Annotated in this window: 21 protein-coding genes; all 21 read left to right on the top strand. The window is 68.0% G+C overall.

The genetic code is table 11. The features are described from left to right. Positions 1-35 precede the first annotated feature (35 nt). The 21 genes from AX725_RS03705 to trbJ all read left to right on the top strand — a co-directional run bounded on the left by AX725_RS03705 (position 36) and on the right by trbJ (position 18,542). The gene (locus tag AX725_RS03705) at positions 36-344 is read left to right on the top strand and encodes a hypothetical protein (protein WP_060977330.1); all 309 of its coding nucleotides are present in this window, start codon (positions 36-38) and stop codon (positions 342-344) included. A 498-nt stretch (positions 345-842) separates the two neighbouring features. Then, entirely contained in the window at positions 843-1,109 is a 267-nt protein-coding gene (locus AX725_RS03700) for a DNA -binding domain-containing protein (protein WP_060977331.1), read from the top strand. Between the two features lie 155 nt (positions 1,110-1,264). Beyond that, on the top strand, positions 1,265-1,465 hold the full coding sequence (locus tag AX725_RS03695; RefSeq protein WP_075151006.1) for a transcriptional regulator domain-containing protein: 201 nt from the start codon (positions 1,265-1,267) through the stop codon (positions 1,463-1,465). A gap of 16 nt (positions 1,466-1,481) precedes the next feature. Then, complete coding sequence (locus AX725_RS03690; protein ID WP_208597816.1) at positions 1,482-2,030, top strand: DUF2285 domain-containing protein; 549 nt, start codon at positions 1,482-1,484, stop codon at positions 2,028-2,030. Positions 2,031-2,159: 129 nt separating this feature from the next. Continuing rightward, on the top strand, positions 2,160-2,426 hold the full coding sequence (locus AX725_RS03685) for a helix-turn-helix transcriptional regulator (RefSeq protein ID WP_060977333.1): 267 nt from the start codon (positions 2,160-2,162) through the stop codon (positions 2,424-2,426). Beyond that, complete coding sequence (locus AX725_RS03680; RefSeq protein ID WP_060977362.1) at positions 2,426-3,304, top strand: replication initiator protein A; 879 nt, start codon at positions 2,426-2,428, stop codon at positions 3,302-3,304. The genes AX725_RS03685 and AX725_RS03680 overlap by 1 nt, the downstream gene beginning before the upstream one ends. A 304-nt stretch (positions 3,305-3,608) precedes the next feature. Further along, positions 3,609-4,757 (top strand): phosphoadenosine phosphosulfate reductase domain-containing protein, encoded by a 1,149-nt coding sequence (locus tag AX725_RS03675; RefSeq protein WP_060977334.1) that lies wholly within the window; start codon positions 3,609-3,611, stop codon positions 4,755-4,757. Then, a complete protein-coding gene (locus AX725_RS20345) occupies positions 4,754-6,097 on the top strand; it encodes a DNA cytosine methyltransferase (RefSeq protein WP_062346144.1) in 1,344 nt (447 codons plus the stop codon). The genes AX725_RS03675 and AX725_RS20345 overlap by 4 nt, the downstream gene beginning before the upstream one ends. After that, positions 6,094-6,681: a DUF2840 domain-containing protein gene (locus AX725_RS03660; protein WP_082730629.1), complete on the top strand. Its 588-nt coding sequence runs from the start codon at positions 6,094-6,096 to the stop codon at positions 6,679-6,681. Before AX725_RS20345 ends, AX725_RS03660 begins: the two co-directional genes overlap by 4 nt. Further along, positions 6,678-7,256 carry a S26 family signal peptidase gene (locus AX725_RS03655; RefSeq protein ID WP_060977336.1) on the top strand — a complete coding sequence of 193 codons (579 nt, stop codon included), beginning with the start codon at positions 6,678-6,680 and terminating at the stop codon, positions 7,254-7,256. Before AX725_RS03660 ends, AX725_RS03655 begins: the two co-directional genes overlap by 4 nt. Further along, entirely contained in the window at positions 7,237-7,569 is a 333-nt protein-coding gene (locus AX725_RS03650; RefSeq protein WP_060977337.1) for a DUF736 domain-containing protein, read from the top strand. Before AX725_RS03655 ends, AX725_RS03650 begins: the two co-directional genes overlap by 20 nt. 204 nt (positions 7,570-7,773) lie before the next feature. After that, positions 7,774-8,460: a lytic transglycosylase domain-containing protein gene (locus AX725_RS03645; RefSeq protein WP_196490428.1), complete on the top strand. Its 687-nt coding sequence runs from the start codon at positions 7,774-7,776 to the stop codon at positions 8,458-8,460. Then, positions 8,457-9,038 (top strand): hypothetical protein, encoded by a 582-nt coding sequence (locus tag AX725_RS03640; RefSeq protein ID WP_060977339.1) that lies wholly within the window; start codon positions 8,457-8,459, stop codon positions 9,036-9,038. The genes AX725_RS03645 and AX725_RS03640 overlap by 4 nt, the downstream gene beginning before the upstream one ends. A 238-nt stretch (positions 9,039-9,276) precedes the next feature. Next, positions 9,277-11,043 carry a relaxase/mobilization nuclease domain-containing protein gene (locus AX725_RS03635; protein ID WP_060977340.1) on the top strand — a complete coding sequence of 589 codons (1,767 nt, stop codon included), beginning with the start codon at positions 9,277-9,279 and terminating at the stop codon, positions 11,041-11,043. 15 nt (positions 11,044-11,058) lie between these two features. Further along, positions 11,059-13,044: a conjugal transfer protein TraG gene (locus AX725_RS03630; RefSeq protein WP_060977341.1), complete on the top strand. Its 1,986-nt coding sequence runs from the start codon at positions 11,059-11,061 to the stop codon at positions 13,042-13,044. A 9-nt stretch (positions 13,045-13,053) separates the two neighbouring features. Then, a complete protein-coding gene (locus AX725_RS03625) occupies positions 13,054-13,482 on the top strand; it encodes a ribbon-helix-helix domain-containing protein (protein WP_060977342.1) in 429 nt (142 codons plus the stop codon). A gap of 228 nt (positions 13,483-13,710) precedes the next feature. Next, a complete protein-coding gene (gene trbB / locus AX725_RS03620) occupies positions 13,711-14,697 on the top strand; it encodes a P-type conjugative transfer ATPase TrbB (protein WP_060977343.1) in 987 nt (328 codons plus the stop codon). Next, the gene (locus AX725_RS03615) at positions 14,694-15,062 is read left to right on the top strand and encodes a TrbC/VirB2 family type IV secretion system protein (RefSeq protein WP_099046471.1); all 369 of its coding nucleotides are present in this window, start codon (positions 14,694-14,696) and stop codon (positions 15,060-15,062) included. Before trbB ends, AX725_RS03615 begins: the two co-directional genes overlap by 4 nt. Continuing rightward, positions 15,059-15,340, top strand: coding sequence for a VirB3 family type IV secretion system protein (locus AX725_RS03610; protein ID WP_021244356.1), 282 nt, complete (start codon positions 15,059-15,061; stop codon positions 15,338-15,340). The genes AX725_RS03615 and AX725_RS03610 overlap by 4 nt, the downstream gene beginning before the upstream one ends. Continuing rightward, complete coding sequence (trbE, locus tag AX725_RS03605; protein WP_060977345.1) at positions 15,337-17,826, top strand: conjugal transfer protein TrbE; 2,490 nt, start codon at positions 15,337-15,339, stop codon at positions 17,824-17,826. The genes AX725_RS03610 and trbE overlap by 4 nt, the downstream gene beginning before the upstream one ends. Next, entirely contained in the window at positions 17,823-18,542 is a 720-nt protein-coding gene (trbJ, locus tag AX725_RS03600) for a P-type conjugative transfer protein TrbJ (protein ID WP_060977346.1), read from the top strand. Before trbE ends, trbJ begins: the two co-directional genes overlap by 4 nt. Positions 18,543-18,545 lie beyond the last annotated feature (3 nt).

Here is an 18,545-nt window from a genome sequence, read left to right as displayed (position 1 = left end):
CTGCGGCGGGCGCCACCCTCACAAGGAATTATATCATGCGCTGGATTATCACATCCGATCATATGGGCACTTCCCTTGCCGGGGTCGGTGAAGATGCCGAAGGAAGCATCGCCTATGCCGGCACGAACGAGGGCGACAGTTTGCCGATGGAGTTTCGACTCTATGACGCGCGCCATAAGCTTTGCTTTGAAGGGCGTTGCGGCGACATTGACGCCGATTGGTGGCACGGCTTTGAGCCGCTGATTTGGACCTGGAACGCATTTCGCTGCCGGCGGCTGACCTACCGCCGTGTTGACCGAAGCTGGAAAGAACAGCCGTTCTTGCCTTTCTCGGGCCGATATTGAGAACCGACAACCGACAACCGACAACCGGCTGCAGGTCCTGCCCGGAGCAGCGGCGGCCGCGCGGCCCATAGGTCCGCGCGGCCGTCATGGCGCGCGCTCGCCGGGCATCGCCCGGCTCGCAAGAGACAGTAGCCAGAACGGCGTCCCCGTCCTAAGAAAGACGTGGGCCGCTACGCGGCGGCCTGGGGCGTGGAAACCCCTGAATATCCGGTTGGGCGTCGGCCGTGACGGCGCCGCTATCCTTGACCACATGGTCGGGGAGCCTGTGACGTATACAACAGGCTTCCGGGCTAAAGGTCACAGGGACCGAGATATTCCGGTTTTCCAACTCCCCGATCAGGGTCAGGAGCGAAGTTTGCGGGGGCGCACCGCAGACGAACCGCTGCTGACCTGGAACCCGACCATTGCGGACGACGCGCGAAGCCATGCCCGCCGTGCGTATAGAATCGTCTCCGTTTCGGTCTAAAAGGTTAACGGGACTGGAGGAACGGGGGCGTTATGACCGGCAAGCATTTCAAGGATCGCGCGCCCGACGCGCCGCGGCTCACCGCCTATGACGAGGATCACCTCGCCGACTATATCCGCCTGCTCGATACCGACGACGAGGGCGCCGACTGGCGCGACGCGGCGGCGCATATCTTCGGGATCGATCCGGCCGCGGAACCCGAACGCGCCCGCGCGATGCATGAGAGCCATCTCGCCCGCGCGCGCTGGATGACCGAAGTGGGCTACGCATATCTGCTCGGCCCGCGCGCCATCGAATAAGTTAACATTCAGACCGAAATGGATTTTTCCGGTCGTGGATTCCGATGCGCGGCCGGCATCGCCTGGCGCGGCCTTCGCGCTGTCGGGATGCAGTGCTTCTCCCGATCCTCGGCGGTCCAGACTCCGCACAATGAGCGGCTGGAGAGGATGATCCCATGCCAATGACGCCCGAAGGGCGCGCGCGGCGTGCCGGCAATGCGCCGGACACGCCGGGCCGGGCCGAATTCGCCGCCGCGTTCCTGCAACGCAACCGCCAGTATCGCGCAGAGCGGGCGCGACTGAACCCGAACGCCCCGGCCAGCGAGCGAACGACGCTCGCCCGCCGCTGGGGGTTGTCCTTTCGCCTATCTGCCTGATGAGCTGTCGGGCACGGTGATCTGGCGGCCGGAACTCACCGCCGTCACCGTGATCCTCGACGCTGCGCCGGAAGGATATACCGGCGCCAAGGCGGTCGATCCGCTGGCGCTGGGCGCGCTGCTCGCCGACCAGGCCGGAATCGACGGCCGGCATGTCGTCGTCGCTGACGCGGCCGGCGAGCATCGGCTGTGGCTGCGCGATCCGACGCCCGGCCGGCCGCTCGCCGCGATCGTCCCGCTCGACAAGGACTTCATCAAGCGCATCCTCAGCCTGCTGCGTTTCCATCGACTCATGTCGGGCAAGCGAACCGGCCCATTGCCGCGCGGATGGCCGCTCACCCCGATCCGCGCGGCCCGGCTCGAGCTGATGCTTCGCGCGCTCGATCTGCGCCTCGCCGGGGCGACATACCGCCAAATCGCGATCGCGCTCGGCAGGGACGAGGCCGCGCATCTCTCGGCATCCGATTTCAAGAATTCGGACGCCCGGTCCTTCGCTTATCGCCTGGTGCGCGACGCCACCGCCATGATGAAGGGCGACTACCGCAAGCTGCTGCGCTTCCGCTGATAGCGCCCGCCGCATGACAGCGGCCGGGGGGTGGTCACATCGGCGCAGCTGCGAATCTTCGTTCCCCACCCTGCCGTGAGCACTTCGCCATGATCGCCTCCTGCCACCCCGCCTCGCAGGAGACGCCCCTTGTCCCGACCGCCCGTGACCCTTCCGCCCCGCTACCTGCGGACCCCCGAGGCGGCGCGCTTCCTTGGCCTTTCCGGCCGCACGCTTGAGAAGCACCGCTATTTCGGGAGCGGCCCGGCCTATCGCCGGATCGGCGGACGGGTGGTCTATTCGGTCGACGACCTGCGCGCCTGGGCCGACCTCGGCACCAAATATTCCACGTCCGACCCCGGCCAGAACGATCTCATGCCGCAGCGGGATGCGGCGATCACGCAGAGCCGCCGATGATGCCGCGCACCGCCTCCCGTTCCGGCGAGCGCGCCCAACTCGCGCTGTTCCCCTCGCTCGGGCGCGATATCGCGCCGCGCGATGCCCAGGACCTCATGGCCTGGCCGTTCTTCAGCCTCGCCAAGCGCAGGCGGGTGACGCCGATCGATTTCCGCATGGGCGCGACCTGGATATCGGTCGAGGCCGTGCCCGAACATGGCATGGCGACCATATGGGACGCCGACGTGCTGATATGGGCGGCGAGCCAGATCGTCGCCGCGCGCGACGCGGGGCTGCCGACCTCGCGCCTGATGGCGACGACGCCGCACGAAATCCTCACATTCACCGGACGAGGCACCGGCAAGGATCATTATGACCGGCTGAAGGCCGCGCTCGACCGGCTGCAATCCACCACGGTCGCCACCTCGATCCGCCAGCAGCACCAGCGGCGACGCCATCGCTTCTCGTGGATCAACGAGTGGCAGGAACGGCTCGACGGCGACGGCCGTCCGCTTGGACTGGAGCTGATCCTGCCGGACTGGTTCTATGCCGGCGTCGTCGACCGCACGTTCGTGCTCACCATCGACCGGGCCTATTTCGACCTAACGGGCGGGCTGGAACGCTGGCTCTACCGGATCGTGCGCAAGCATGGCGGCCAGCAGGAAGGCGGCTGGAGCTTCGACGTCCCGCACCTTCACCTGAAATCCGGCGCGCTCTCGCCCTTGAAGCAGTTCGCGTTCGAGCTGCGCGCCATCGTGCAGCGCCAGTCGCTGCCGGGCTACGCGCTGGCGATCGAGCGGGCGTTCGGCCGCGAGCGGCTGACCTTCGCGCCCGTGCCCGCCGATCCGTTCGAGAAGGCGGCGCGGGTCATGGGGCTGGCTGTGGATAACCGGCCATGAGACTCGGCCTATTGAAAACCGCCGGACTCGGCCGATTAAAAACCGCTGACTCGGCCTATAAAAAACCGGACCTCCGCACAAGCTTCTGGAATCGCTCGCGGAATCGGCTCTCTTCTAACTATGCTAACAGTAAAGAATACTTCGTATTCTTTCTAACGCGCTTTGGTGCTGTGGATAATTCGCGAGACGACGCGAAGTATCGGGCAGTAAATCCGCCGTCTCCCCTACGCTATACTACTACGCCTTTTGCGTGCGGCGATCAATCCCGGCACCGTGTTACGCGGCGCGGGCCGGAACCGCGGCCATGATCGCCGCCCAGCACTTCGGCAGCATCTCGGGCGGCAAGGACAGCCAGGCCGTCCTTTGCCGGATGGTCGAGCGGATCGAGCGCAGGGGGCTTGCCGCGTTCGGCAACCGCGCGCCGCGGTTCCTCTCGGCAGACAACGGCCACGAGAACCCGATCACGCTCGACCACATCGCGTATCTCGACGGCTGGCTGCGACAACGCACCGGCCTGTGTATCGAGACGGTCTCGGCGAACGACGTGCCGGGGCTCACAGACGCGGCGGCCTTCGCCCGCAAGCGCGCGATGCTGCGCGAGGAATGGTCGAAGGAGAAGCGGCGGACCCGCCATAAGGGCGCGTGCAACCAGCGCCGGGCCGCGTGGCAGGCAGGCAGGCTCACGAAAGGCCAATGGCTCGCCGCGTGCGAATGTCCCGTCCTGGTCTCGCCCCCGGTTCCCGATCATCTGATCGACCGCGCGCTCGAGCTGCTGCATCCCACCGGCATCCCGTTCCTCGACATGGCGATGCTGCACGGCCGGTTTCCCGGCACCAAAACGCGCTTCTGCACCGACGAGACCAAACTGATCCCGATGATGCATCGCAAGCGTCCGCTGCTCGATGCGGGGATCTCGGTCATCGACTGGATCGGCGAGCGCGCCGACGAAAGCCCGGCGCGGGCGAAGAAGCCGCCGATCCAGTCGGTGCGGCATCCCTCCGGCGCCCGCAAGGTGCTCTACCGGCCCATCTTTCGCTGGTCGGCGGCCGACGCCTTCGCCATCTCCGAGCGCCACGGACTCCGGCATAACCCGCTCTACACGATGGGGATGAGCCGGGTCGGCTGCTCGACCTGCATCATGGTTAGGAAGCGCGAACTGCGCGCCTGGGCCATGCGGTTTCCCGCGGAAGTCGATCGCGTGCGGGAGTGGGAACGGCTGGTCAGCCTCGTTTCGCGGCGCACCGCGATATCGGGAGCGCCGGCATCCCTGCTGCCCGCGCCGACCGTGCCCGGCGATCCCGCCGATCATGGACGTGCGACGATCGACAGGGCGATCGCGTGGTCGCGCACCAGCCGGGGCGGCCGCAACTACGACCTGTTCCTCGCGCAGGAGCAGCGCGACGCCGATGAGCACGGCCTGCTCTGCGACAGCGAATACGGGCTTTGCGAATGATGCGCGCGCTCGACCTGTTCAGCGCCGCGGCGGGCGGCTGGTCGCTCGGCCTGCACCGCGCCGGATTCGTCACCGTCGCCGCCTGCGAGATCGTCGAATGGCGCCGCATCCTCTACGCGGAGAACAATCCCCATGTCAGACTCTACGCGGATGTCCGGTCCCTCACGGCAGCTCGACTTGTTTCTGAACTTGGATTCCTGCCCGACATCATCGTCGGTTCGCCGCCGTGCCAGGACATCTCCAGCGCCAACACCAAAGGCAGGGGGATCGAAGGCGAACGGTCGGGCCTCTACCTCGAAGCCGTCCGGCTGGTCGGAGAGTGCCGCCCTCGCTGGTTCGCTTTTGAGAACAGCGCTAATCTGCGAACTCGCGGCGCTGACCGGCTGCTCCTTCTCCTGGAAACGCTCGGCTACGCCTGCGAACCGTGCGTGGTGGCTGCTGAAAATGTCGGCGCCAACCATGTCCGCAAGCGGTCCTGGCTTATCGGCTACGACCCAGGCCAGCTTGCCGACGCCGGTATCGCAATCCCAGCAAGGCGGCATCCGGCTGGAGGGTGGATCGGGCGCACGGACGGCCCTCAAGGAATCGGGTCTGTTCGACCTGTTTCGCGAGAACAGGCTGCCGACGCCGATGGCGACGGACGGGATGAGGGACGGCGCGGGCGGCGGCGCAGGATCGACATATCCGCTTCGCATGATCCTCGCGACGCCGCGCAAATCGGATGCGGACAAGGGCGGCCGGGGCGATGTGCTCAGCCAGTTGCAGGGCCATGCGAGCCGGCACGCGGGCATGATGCCGACGCCTGTCAAACCGAACGGCGGACGGAGATTGAGCCGGCAGGAGATCGAAACGGGACGCCGGGCGAACGGCGCGAAGGCGCAGATCGACACGCCGAACCTGTTGCGCCACGCGGCGGAAATCCTCCCCACCCCGACGAAGCGCGACAGCCGGATGGACGGCTGGAGTCCGGCCTACGATCGGCGGAAATCGCCGACGATGGACGCGGTGATGGACGGCGCGATGACGGATCGCGCGCCGGACAAATGGGCGGGCGCCCGCGCGCTGGCGGCGATGCTGCGGAGCCGTGGGCTGACTGGAACGGCGGCCTTGCCCATCACCTACGGCTGGATGATGGGCTTTCCGCCTGGGTGGCTGGCACGCGCGTTGCGATCGGCGCTGGAAAGCGGACGGCTGCGGCCAGCCTGATCGTCGAGGCGTTCGGCGACGCCGTTCTCCCGCAAATCCCCGAAGCCATCGGCCGCGCCATCCTGCGCACCGAAGCCGCGCTCGACGTCGTGCTCGGGCGAACCTCCCCCGACATCACCGGAGACGAACGATGAGCGATCCCGCGCATCCGCAGCGCATAGACTTCAGCGGGTTCGAAGCCGCGCTGCGCCGCCGCGCGGCGGAGCAGGCGCAGGCCGCCCGAACGCCGACAGAACCAACGGCGCTGGCATCGCGATCGCGGCTGACCGAAGTCGAACTGACCTGGATCGAAAAGAAGCTGGAGCACTGGATACGCTTCGGCCGCGTCGCGCAGGAACGCATCGTCACACGCCGGACGCGCGTCATGAGCTTCCGGCCGGGCGCGGTGTTTGCCTTCGTCCGCTGGACCGCCAACGACTATGGCACGATCGCCTCGCGCATCGACGTGGTGCGCGCGGTCACGCCGGGCGAGCCTTATACGACGCTGCCGTTCGTGCGGCCGGGCGGCGAAATCCTCCTGCACATCGAGAGCTGGCCCAAGGTCCAGCAGGTGCTCGCCGCGATCGACGCGGTGGAGACGGCGGGCGTCGATCCCTGCGACGCGGCGCCCGAGCACTGGCGCCACGTCCACAACCGCATCGCCGCGGGACACCAGCCGCGCCCTTACACGCTGGAGCGGCATCGCGCCTGGCTTCGCCGCAAGGAGATCGAAGGGTGACGCGCCGCCGCTACGTCATGGCGACGGCCACCGCCGCGTCCGCCTTCGCCGCGGCGTTCGTCGCGATCGCCGTCGCCGATCCTTTCCCGCGCGTGATCTGGAACGCCAGCGCCAGCGCGCCGATCGGGCTCTACCGCATCCATCCCGACCGCGATCCCGCTATCGGTGTGCTGGTCGCCGTCACGCCGCCCAAGCGGCTTTCCCGCTGGCTTTCGGCGCGCGGCTATCTGCCCGAGGGCGTGCCGCTGCTGAAGCATGTCGCCGCGAAAGCCGGGCAGCGCGTGTGCCGCATCGGCGCCGTGGTGAGCGTCGATAGCCAGTCCGTCGCCAGCGCCCGCGCGCGTGACGGCCGGGGCCGCCCGCTGCCGGTCTGGCGGGGCTGCCGCACACTGCAACCGGGCGAACTGCTGCTGCTCAACCCGTCCGTCCCCGACAGCCTCGACGGCCGCTATTTCGGCCCGCTGCCGGCGTCCGCCGTCATCGGCCGCGCGACGCCGCTGCATCTGCGCGCGCCGTCGCAATCGCCTTCCACCCCCGAAGCCAAGGAGATTGGCCATGCCGACGAATATCTTTGAACCCACCGCCAATGGCTATGCCGGGCGCGCCCGGTATTTCGGTGTCGACGAGCAGATCGTGCTGGTCGCGATCGATCCGGGCGACGCCGAGAACGCGCCCGATTACCGCGTCCACCTCGACGACGAGGACGGCCCGGAAGTCGGCGGCGCATGGAAACGGGTCGGCGAACGCGCGGGCAATTACATCGCGCTGGAGATCGACAGCCCGCTCTTCGGGGCGCCGTTCCGGCCGGTTCTGTTCCGCGCCGACGACGATGGCCGGACGTTCCGGCTGTCATGGAAGCGCCCCCGGCCGCGCGACGACCGGAGCTGATCGGTGGCTGTTTCGATCATCATCCCTTTGTTCGCGGAAAAGCCGCATCCCTCCGTCCCGCTCGGTCGCAGGCTGACCGGCGCGCGCAGCGAAGGTCAAGAGTCTGCCCCGGACTTGATCCGGGGGCGGCCCACGGCCGGCGCATCGCGCGCACCCTTTACCGCAGCGAGCACGCTGGCAGGCTGGCGTAAGAGCGGGGGCGGATTGGCCGTCCTGCTCGCGGCCCTGCTGCTGTCGTCCGGCATCGGGCCGAACGCTGTGCGGGCACAGGACACGCCGGCCGAACGCACGGCAGCCAGCCATCCCTATGCCGTTCACGTCGCCGACGCCGCGCGGCGCTTCGGCATCCCGGAAAGCTGGATATGGGCGGTGATGCGCGTCGAGAGCAACGGCGATGTCCGCGCGGTCTCGACGGCCGGGGCGATGGGCCTCATGCAGATCATGCCCGGCACCTGGGCGAGCTTGCGCGCGCGCCACGGGCTGGGACGCGATCCCTATGATGTGCGCGACAACATCATGGCGGGCGCGGCTTACCTGCGCGCGATGCACGACCGCTACGGCAACGCGATGGCAATGCTGGCGGCCTATAATGCGGGGCCGGGCCGCTACGACGAATATCTATCGCGCGGCCGTCCGCTGCCCGCCGAGACGCGCGCCTATCTCGCAAAGCTCGCGTCGATCATAGGCGGCGCGGACGACAGCCGGCTTGCTGCCGCACCGCCGTCCGATCCTTTTGCATGGCGCAGGGCTGCATTGTTCGCGGCGCGGCCGAACGGCGATCCGGCCGCACCGGAAACGTCGTCCGGCGAACGCGCGGCTGACATGCGCGCTGCGGTCGAACCGCCCGCGAACAGCCTGTTCGTCGCGCTGTCGGGGCGGAGGCAGCCGTGAAGATCGCCTATGCCGATCCGCCCTATATCGGCTGCGCGCATCTCTATCGCGATCATCCCGACTATGCGGGCGAGGTCGATCATCCCGCGCTGATCGAGCGGCTCCAGCGAGACTATGACGGCTGGATTTTGCATGCCGCCGCGACGCCGGAATCGGTCGCCGTGCTCGCGCCGCTCGTGCGCGAGACCGGCGCGCGGTGGATGGCCTGGGTGAAAGGCTTTGCCGCGTTCAAGCGCAACGTGCCGGTCGCTTATGCGTGGGAACCCGTCATCGTGAAGCCCGCGCGCAAGCCGGTCGTAAGCAAGCGGCTGGTCCTGCGTGACTGGATCGAATGCCCGATCACGCTGCGCCGTGGGCTTACCGGCGCGAAACCCGAAGTGGTCGCTCATTGGGCGTTCGAGACGGTCGCCGCGCGTCCCGACGACACGCTCGACGACCTGTTCCCCGGCACCGGCGCCGTCGCCGAAGCGTGGCGAACCTGGCGCCTCAAGTTCGCGCTGCCGGGCGATCCCGTTGCAGCGCCGCCGCGGCCGAATTGCACGGTGGCTGCACGTCGAGAGGCGAGCGGCGCGCCATGACCGCCCCCGTTTTCAGATTGCCCGGTTGGAAGGTGGAAGTGCCTGGAAGGGCAGGAAAAAGCCGAAGGAAGGGACGGCAAGATAGAAAGCGCGCCCCAAATTCGCTGAAAGCCTATGTCTTTCAACGATTTGGCGCGGGTACGTCGGTCGGCGAGCGTGCCGCTCGGAAGAAAAAAGCCAGCAAAATCAAAGCGCCGAATGGCACTATGGGCCATTTTCGGCGGAAAGCGGCCCGGCCGTGAGCGAGGACGAGGATTTCCGCGTCCGGCCGGGCAAGGTCAGGAACAGGGGAGCCGGCCAGGGCCGCAAGGCGCAAGGACTTGTCGTCCAGGTGCTCCGCGTCGCCGCGCGCAGCGGCGGAGGCCGGCGAACGGCCGGCTGGGGCGGATCGCGCCAGCGCGGGCAATCGAACTTCGGCCGTGGCCGCACGTCCTTCGCACGCAGCCGCCTGTTCGGATCGGGCCGGCGCGTGCTGGTCAAGATTGTCCCTGTCACCCGTTTCCACCGGAATGGACGGCCGAGGGCGCCGCTGTCCGCGCACATCGCCTATCTCAAGCGCGAGGGCGTCACCCGCGACGGATCGCCCGCGCGGATGTTCGACGCCAATGGCGATGGCGCCGACGATCGCGCCTTCGCCGATCGGTGCAAGGACGACCGGCATCATTTCAGGATCATCGTCTCGCCCGAGGATGCGGCGGACCTGTCGGACCTTCGCGAATATACCCGCGATCTCGTTCGCCAGATGGAAGCCGATCTCGGCACCAGGCTCGAATGGGTCGCGGTCGATCACTGGAACACCGACAACCCGCATGTCCATCTGCTGGTGCGCGGCGTCGATGACCATGGCGCCGACCTTGTCATCAACCGGGACTATATCAGCCACAATCTGCGCTCGCGCGCCGAAGAACTGGCCTGGGCCGAGCTGGGTCCGAAACCGGAGCATGAAATCCAGCGCGCGCTCGAACGCGAGGTAACGGCCGAACGCTGGACCAGGCTCGACGCCGAGATCGATCGCACGGCGGACGCACTCGGCGTCATCGACTTGCGCCCCCAGCAGCCCGGACTCGACGATCCCCAGGTCCGCCGCCTGATGATCGGCCGCTTGCAGCATCTGGAAACTATGGGGCTCGCAGCCGAGGCCGCGCCCGGTCAGTGGGCACTGGCGTCGGATGCGCAAGCCAGGTTGCGCGAGCTGGGCACGCGCGGCGACATCATCCGCACGATCGGCAAGGCGCTGAACGGTCGCGGCCTGCAGCGCCCGCTCGACACTTACGAGATCGTCAGCGCAGCGCCGCAAAAGCCCATCGTCGGCCGGTTGATCGACAAGGGGTTGCACGACGAGCTGCATGGCTCGGCCTATGCCGTGATCGACGGCATCGACGGGCGCACCCACCATGTCCGGCTTCCGGGCATCGAGGCGCTGGATCGCAGCCCGGATATCGGCGGCATCGTTGAGCTGCGCGCCGTCGGCCGGCCGGGCGATCCGAAGCCGTCCCTGTTCCTGGCGACGCGATCCGATCTCGACCTCGCGGCTCAGGTGAAGGCGAGAGGCGCGACCTGGCTCGATCATCGTCTGATCGAGCGCGGCCGTGGAGTGACGGCCGCCGGCTTCGGATCGGAGGTGCAGCGGGCGCTCGACCAGCGCACCGACCATCTCGTGCGCGAAGGACTGGCCCGCCGCTTCGGCAACCGCGTGGTCCTGCAAGGCAACCTGATCGAGACGCTTCGCCGCCGCGAACTGGACGCGACAGGTGCCGAGATCGCGGGCCGGACGGGGCTCGCCTACCGGCCTACCAATCCCGGCGACAAGGTCGCCGGCACATGCCGCCAGCGCCTCGCGCTCGCCTCCGGTCGCTTCGCGATGATCGACGACGGGTTGGGCTTCCGGCTCGTCCCCTGGTCGAACGACCTTGAACGCCAGCTCGGGCGCCAGATCGCGGGCATCGCCCGCAACGGCGGCGGCATCGGATGGTCATTGGGCCGCAAGCGCGGCCTCGCCCCCTGAAAGAAGGAGACTCTCATGCCCGCTACCAAAATCCTCTGGGGCCAGATCATCGCCGTCTTCCTGATCGTGGTCGCCGCGATCTGGAGCGCCACACAATGGACCGCGGCGGCGCTGGCGTATCAGCCCGAGCTTGGCGAACCCTGGTTCACGGCGCTCGGCTGGCCGGTCTATCCGCCCTACGCCTTCTTCTGGTGGTGGTTCAGCTACGACGCCTATGCGCCCGCCATCTTCCAGACCGGCGCCTGGATCGCCGCGTCGGGCGGCTTCGTGGCGGTCGCTGTCGCCATCGCCATGTCGGTCTGGCGCGCACGCGAGGCGAAGAACGCGGAAACCTATGGCTCGGCGCGCTGGGCGACCGAGGACGAGGTGCGTGCGGCCGGGCTGCTCGGCGACGACGGTGTGGTGCTCGGCAAGCTGGGCCGCGCCTATCTGCGCCACGACGGCCCCGAGCATGTGCTGTGCTATGCGCCGACCCGCAGCGGCAAGGGCGTCGGCCTCGTGATCCCCTCGCTTCTGACCTGGCCGGCATCGGCGATCGTTCATGACATCAAGGGCGAGAACTGGACGCTGACCGCGGGCTTCCGCGCGCAGCATGGCCGCGTGCTGCTGTTCGACCCGACCAACGCGGCGTCGGACGCCTACAACCCGCTGCTGGAGGTGCGGCGCGGCCAGTGGGAAGTCCGCGACGTGCAGAACGTGGCCGACGTGCTGGTCGATCCCGAAGGCAGCCTGGAGAAGCGCAACCACTGGGAGAAAACCAGCCACGCGTTGCTGGTCGGCGCGATCCTGCATGTTCTCTACGCCGAGCCCGACAAGACCCTGGCGGGTGTCGCCGCCTTCCTGTCCGACCCGGCGCGGACGATCGAGCAGACGCTGGCCGCGATGATGGCGACGCCCCATCTCGGCGAAGCCGGCGTGCATCCGGTGGTGGCCTCGGCCGCGCGCGAACTGCTCAACAAGAGCGACAACGAACGCTCGGGCGTGCTCTCGACCGCCATGTCGTTTCTCGGGCTTTACCGCGATCCCGTCGTCGCCCGGGTCACGCGCGCCTGCCACTGGCGCGTCATGGATCTCGTATCGGGCGAGCAGCCGGCGACGCTCTACCTCGTCATTCCCCCCAGCGACATCTCGCGGACCAAGCCGCTCATCCGCCTGATGCTCAACCAGATCGGGCGGCGGCTGACGGAGGAACTGCCGAGCGGCGCCAGGCGTCATCGCCTGCTGCTGATGCTCGACGAGTTTCCCGCGCTCGGGCGCCTGGACTTTTTCGAGAGCGCGCTGGCGTTCATGGCCGGCTATGGCCTGAAATCCTTCCTCATCGCGCAGTCGCTCAATCAGATCGAGAAAGCCTACGGGCAGGACAATGCGATCCTCGATAACTGCCATGTTCGGGTGAGCTTCGCGACCAACAACGAGAAGACGGGCGAGCGCGTGTCGAAGGCGCTCGGCACCAAGACTGAGATGCGCGCGATGAAGAACTACGCCGGGCACAGGCTCTCGCCCTGGCTCGGGCATCTGATGGTCTCGCGCTCCGAAACCGCCCGCCAGCTTCTGACCCAGGGCGAGGTCATGCAGCTGCCGCCCGACGAGGAAATCGTCATGGTGTCGGGCGTCCAGCCCATCCGCGCGAAGAAGGCTGCTTACTACGCCGATCCCCGTCTCGCCGCGCGGATCATGCCGCCGCCCGATCCGGCCGCATCGCCACCTCGGGAAATCCGTCCCGACGACTGGACGGGGCTCGCCGCTTCGGCCGATCCCGCCGAGATCGCGGCAATCATCCGGCGCCAGGAGGATGCCGCCAACAGCGGGCTGCGCCGCGAGCCCGAGCTTCCCGATCATGTCGCCATCGTGAAGGAGACGACGCCCGCACCGCCCGCGCAGGAGTTTTCCATCGTCGAGGACGAACCCGAGGATGCTGCGCGCCAGGCGGCGGCACGGCGGCGGATGCAGGGCGTCGCGCGGCAGGCGTCGCTCGATCCCGACGACGGCATCGAAATGTAGGAGATTCCCATGCGCGTGCGTCTCAACGTCTATTTTCCGCCCGAGCTGGCCCGTCAGGTCAGCGAGCTGGCGATCCGCCGCCGCATCTCGCGCTCGGCGATCGTGGAAGCCGCCGTCACCTCCTGGATGTCGCCGGACGGCGCCGACCGGATGGAGGCGGCCTTCGCCCGAAGGCTCGACCGGCTTTCGCGGCAGGTCCAGCGGCTCGAACGCAACACCGGCCTCACCACCGAGGCACTGGCGCTTTTCGTCCGCTTCTGGCTGGCGGTGACGCCGCCGCTGCCCGACGAGGATCAGGCGGCCGCCCAGGTCAAGGGCCGCAAGCGCTATGAGGGTTTTGTCGAGACGCTGGGCCGCCGCTACGCCAGCGGCAAGAGCCTGCTCGACGAAATACCGGAGGATATTGCAGGTCGTGACGGCGGCTCCACCGACACATGACAGTGCAGCGAACCAGCCGGGGCCGGCCATGCGCGAATCGGCCAGGTATCTTCACGAAATAGCGCGGGCGGAGAGCGGTGCTGAAAGCGTCAGACCGCAACGCGCACTTATCTGCCGCCGTCACTACTACGCCCTGACATAGTTGTTGCCTCGCGCGATTTCCTGTCTCTCTTGATGTGCCCCTGACGCCGGGCGGCGGTTCGCCCGGCCTAATTCAGGGGCCGTTTCTTGTCCGTCCAGCCGATCCGATCCGAAGCGAACACGCGCGGCGCGCGGATGCTGCGCACGGCGCTGGGGCCGTCGATCGCGGCCTGGCTCGACGATGCCGCCGTGATCGAGGTGATGCTGAACCCGGACGGACGGCTGTGGGTCGACCGGCTCGGCGAGGGCATCAGCGACACCGGCATGACGCTGGCCGCCGCTGACGGCGAGCGCATCGTCCGCCTGGTCGCGCATCATGTCGGCGTCGAGGTTCATGCCCGGTCCCCGCGCGTCTCCGCCGAGCTGCCCGAAGGGGGCGAGCGGTTCGAGGGGCTGCTGCCGCCCGTCGTCGCGGCCCCGGCCTTCGCCATCCGCAAGCCCGCCGTCGCGGTGTTCACGCTCGACGACTATGCGGCCGCCGGGATCATGTCGGCGGCCGAGGCGGCGGCATGCCGCGATGGCGTCGCCGCTCGCGCCAACATCCTCGTGGCGGGCGGCACCGGCAGTGGCAAGACCACGCTGGTCAATGCGCTGCTGGTGGAAGTCGCCAAGACCACCGACCGTATCGTCCTGATTGAGGACACGCGGGAGCTGCAATGCGCCGCGCCGAACCTCGTCGCCATGCGCACGAAGGATGGCGTCGTCTCGCTGTCCGATCTCGTCCGGTCCTCGCTGCGCCTGCGCCCTGATCGCATCCCGATCGGCGAGGTGCGCGGCGCCGAGGCGCTCGATCTCCTCAAAGCCTGGGGCACCGGCCATCCGGGCGGCATCGGCACGATCCACGCCGGAACCGCGCTCGGCGCGCTGCGCCGTATGGAGCAGCTCATTCAGGAGGCCGTCGTCACGGTCCCGCGCGCGCTGCTGGCCGAGACCATCGACCTGATCGCCGTGCTCGTCCGCGACGGGCACGGCCGCCGCCTCGCCGAGCTGGCCCGCGTCGAAGGGCTCGACGCCGCGACCGGCGACTACCGCCTCACGCCGCTCACCACCCCCCAGACCGGAGACCTGCCATGACCAACGACGCCACGCCTCTCAGGACCATGAAGGGCCGCCTGCTCGGCGGCACCGTGCTCGACCGCCTCGGCCATATCGGCATCACCGCGGCCGGGCTGCTCTACGCGATGCCCGCCCATGCGGGCGGATCGTCGATGCCGTGGGAGGCGCCGCTCCAGTCTATCCTCGAAAGCATCGAGGGGCCGGTCGCCAAGATCATCGCGGTGATGATTATCATCGTGACCGGGCTGACCCTGGCCTTCGGCGATACGTCGGGCGGGGCACGGCGGATGATCCAGATCGTGTTCGGTCTGTCGATCGCGTTCGCCGCGTCGAGCTTCTTCCTCTCGTTCTTTTCCTTCGGTGGCGGAGCGATGGTCGCATGACCGGCGCGGCCGATCATGGCGAGCCCATCGCGGGCTACTTCGCGCCGGTCCACCGGGCGCTGACCGAGCCGATATTGCTCGGAGGCGCCCCGCGCTCGCTCGCCATCGTCAACGGGACGCTGGCAGGCGCGATCGGGCTGGGCCTGCGCCTCTGGATCGCCGGCCTCGCGATATGGGCGATCGGCCATGCGCTCTCGGTATGGGCCGCGCGGCGCGATCCCCAGTTCGTCGACGTGGCCCGCCGCCACCTCCGCTACCCGACATGGATGCAGCCATGATGAGCTTGCGCGAATACAGGAACGGCGCCGCGCATCTCGCCGACTTCCTGCCCTGGGCCGCGCTGGTCGGGACAAGCGTCGTTCTCAACAAGGACGGCAGCTTTCAGCGCACCGCCCGTTTTCGGGGACCGGACCTTGATTCCGCCACGCCAGCCGAGCTGGTCGCCACCACGGCGCGGCTCAACAATGCGCTGCGCCGTCTCGGCTCGGGCTGGGCAATCTTCGTCGAAGCGCAGCGCACGCCCGCGCTCGACTATCCGGAATCGGACTTTCCCGATCCGGTCTCGGCGCTGGTCGATATGGAGCGGCGCGAACAGTTTCGCGAAGAAGGCGCGCATTTCGAGAGCGACTATTATCTGACGCTCCTCTGGATGCCACCGGCCGAGGACGCCGCCCGCGCCGAAACCTGGCTCTATGAAGGCCGTTCCGGCACGGGCGTCGATCCGTGGGAATTGCTCCAGAGCTTTACCGATCGCAGCGACCGGGTGCTCAATCTGGTCGAGGGCTTCGTGCCCGAGGTTTGCTGGCTCGATGACGGCGAGACGCTGACTTACCTGCACAGCACGATCTCGACCCGGCGCCAGCGCGTGCGCGTGCCGGAAACGCCGATGCATCTCGACGCGCTGCTCGCCGACGAGCCGCTGACCGGCGGGCTGGAGCCGAAACTCGGCGACCATCATCTGCGCACGCTGACGATCACGGGATTCCCGAGCGTCACCTTCCCCGGCCTGCTCGACGAACTGAACCGGCTCGCCTTCGAGTATCGCTGGTCGACCCGCGCGATCATGCTCGACAAGACCGACGCGACGAAGCTGCTGACCCGCATCCGCCGCCAATGGTTCGCCAAGCGCAAAAGCGTTGCTGCGATCCTCAAGGAAGTGATGACCAACGAGGCATCGACGCTGCTCGACAGCGATGCCTCGAACAAGGCGGCCGACGCCGACACTGCCTTGCAGGAGCTGGGCGCCGACTACGCCGGCATGGCCTATGTCACCGCCAGCGTGACGGTGTGGGACCGCGATCCCGCCATTGCGGCTGAAAAGCTGCGGCTGGTCGAAAAGGTCATCCAGGGTCGCGACTTCACCGTGATCCCCGAGGGCATGAACGCGATCGAGGCGTGGCTTGGGAGCCTCCCCGGCCACACCTATGCCAACGTCCGCCAGCCTCCGATTTCCACCATCAATCTCGCCCACCTGATCCCCCTGTCAGCAGTATGGGCGGGGCCGGAACGGGACGAGCATTTCGGTGCGCCCCCCTTGCTTTATGGCAAGACCGAAGGCTCGACCCCGTTCCGGTTTTCCCTTCATGTCGGCGATGTCGGGCACACCCTCATCGTCGGGCCGACCGGCTCCGGCAAGTCGGTGCTGCTTGCACTGATGGCGATGCAATTTCGCCGCTACGAGAACGCGCAGGTCTTCGCCTTCGATTTCGGCGGCAGCATCCGCGCGGCTGCGATCGGTATGGGCGGCGACTGGCAGGATCTCGGCGGGATGCTCGCCGACGAGGCCGGGGACGGCGTGCAGCTCCAACCGCTCGCCCATATTGACGACCCAGCCGAACGCGCCTGGGCCGCCGAATGGCTGGCGGCGATCCTCGCATCCGAGAATGTGACCGTCGACCCGCAGGCCAAGGAGCATATCTGGTCGGCGCTGACCTCGCTCGCCACCGCGCCGATCGCGGAACGGACCCTGACGGGCCTTGCCGTCCTGCTCCAGAGCCAGCAGCTCAAGCAGGCGCTCGCGCCCTGGTGCGTGGGCGGAGCATGGGGCCGGCTGCTCGATGCCGAGACCGAGCGGCTTGGCGAGGCCACCGTTCAGGTGTTCGAGACCGAAGGCTTGATGGAAAGCGGCGCGGCCCCGGCCGTCCTGTCCTACCTGTTTCACCGCATCGCGGGGCGGCTCGACGGCAGCCCGACGCTCATCGTCATCGACGAGGGCTGGCTGGCGCTGGGATCGCCCGCGTTCGCCAAACAGCTTTCGGAATGGCTGGTGACGCTGCGTAAGAAGAACGCCAGCGTCATCTTCGCCACCCAGTCGCTCGCGCAGATCGAGGGCAGCACGATCGCGCCCGCCATCGTCGAGAGCTGTCCGACCCGGATATTCCTGCCGAACGAACGCGCGGTCGAACCGCAGATCGCGGTGATCTACGAGCGGTTCGGGCTCAACGCCCGCCAGATCGAAATCCTGAGCCGGGCGACGCCGAAGCGCGATTATTACTGCCAGTCAAGGCGCGGCAACCGCCTGTTCGAGCTGGGGCTTGGCGAGGTCGCGCTGGCCTTCGCCGCCGCCTCTTCCAAGACCGATCAGCGCCGGATCGCGGAGCTGGTGGAGGCGCATGGCGCGCCTGCCTTCGCGGCCGAATGGCTGCGTCACCGCGGCTGCGCCTGGGCGGTCGAGCTTCTTCCCGAACCTCAACCCGATCCGCTGGCCGGAAACCGGGAAGATACCGGCCAGCTCCCCCTTGCCTTGAAGGACATGATCCCATGAAAGCCACCATCCTGCGCCGCGCCATGCTGGCCGGCGCGATCGCCACGTCCGGCATGATCGGCACCACCGCCGCGACGCCCGCGCACGCCCAGTTCGGCGGGATCGTCTATGACCCGACCAATTACGCCCAAAACGTGCTGACCGCCGCCCGGTCGCTCCAGCAGATCAACAACCAGATTCAGCAAATTCAGCAGCAGGCGACGAGCCTCATCAACGAGGCGCGCAATCTCGCTTCGCTGCCGCTCTCGACGGTCGACGTTCTCCAGCAGCAGGTCCGGCAGACGCAGCAGCTGCTTAGGCAGGCCCAGCGCATCGCCTACGATGTCCGGGACATCCAGAGCGCCTTCACCGACCGTTACAAGGGCACCGCGCTCACCGGCACCAACGCCCAGATGATCGCCAATGCGAACGCGCGCTGGGAGGACAGCGTCGGCGCGTTCCAGGACTCCTTGCAGGTGCAGGCCGGCGTCGTCGGTAATATCGAGGGCGCGCGCACCACGATGAACAGCCTGGTCTCGGCCAGTCAGTCGGCGACCGGCGCGCTCCAGGCCGCGCAGGCGGGCAACCAGCTTCTCGCCCTGCAATCGCAGCAGCTCGCCGACCTCACCGCCGCCGTCGCGGCGCAGGGACGGGCGCAGTCGCTCGACGCCGCGCGGCAGGCCGCGATCGAGGCGGAGGGGCGCGAACGCTTCCGCCGCTTCTTCGGCCGCGACTGACAG

This window comes from Blastomonas sp. CCH9-A1, assembly GCF_001557175.1.
GTDB lineage: Bacteria > Pseudomonadota > Alphaproteobacteria > Sphingomonadales > Sphingomonadaceae > Blastomonas > Blastomonas delafieldii_A.
The sequence above is the reverse complement of the archived record's forward strand: the minus strand, read 5'-3'. Positions and strand labels throughout refer to the sequence as shown.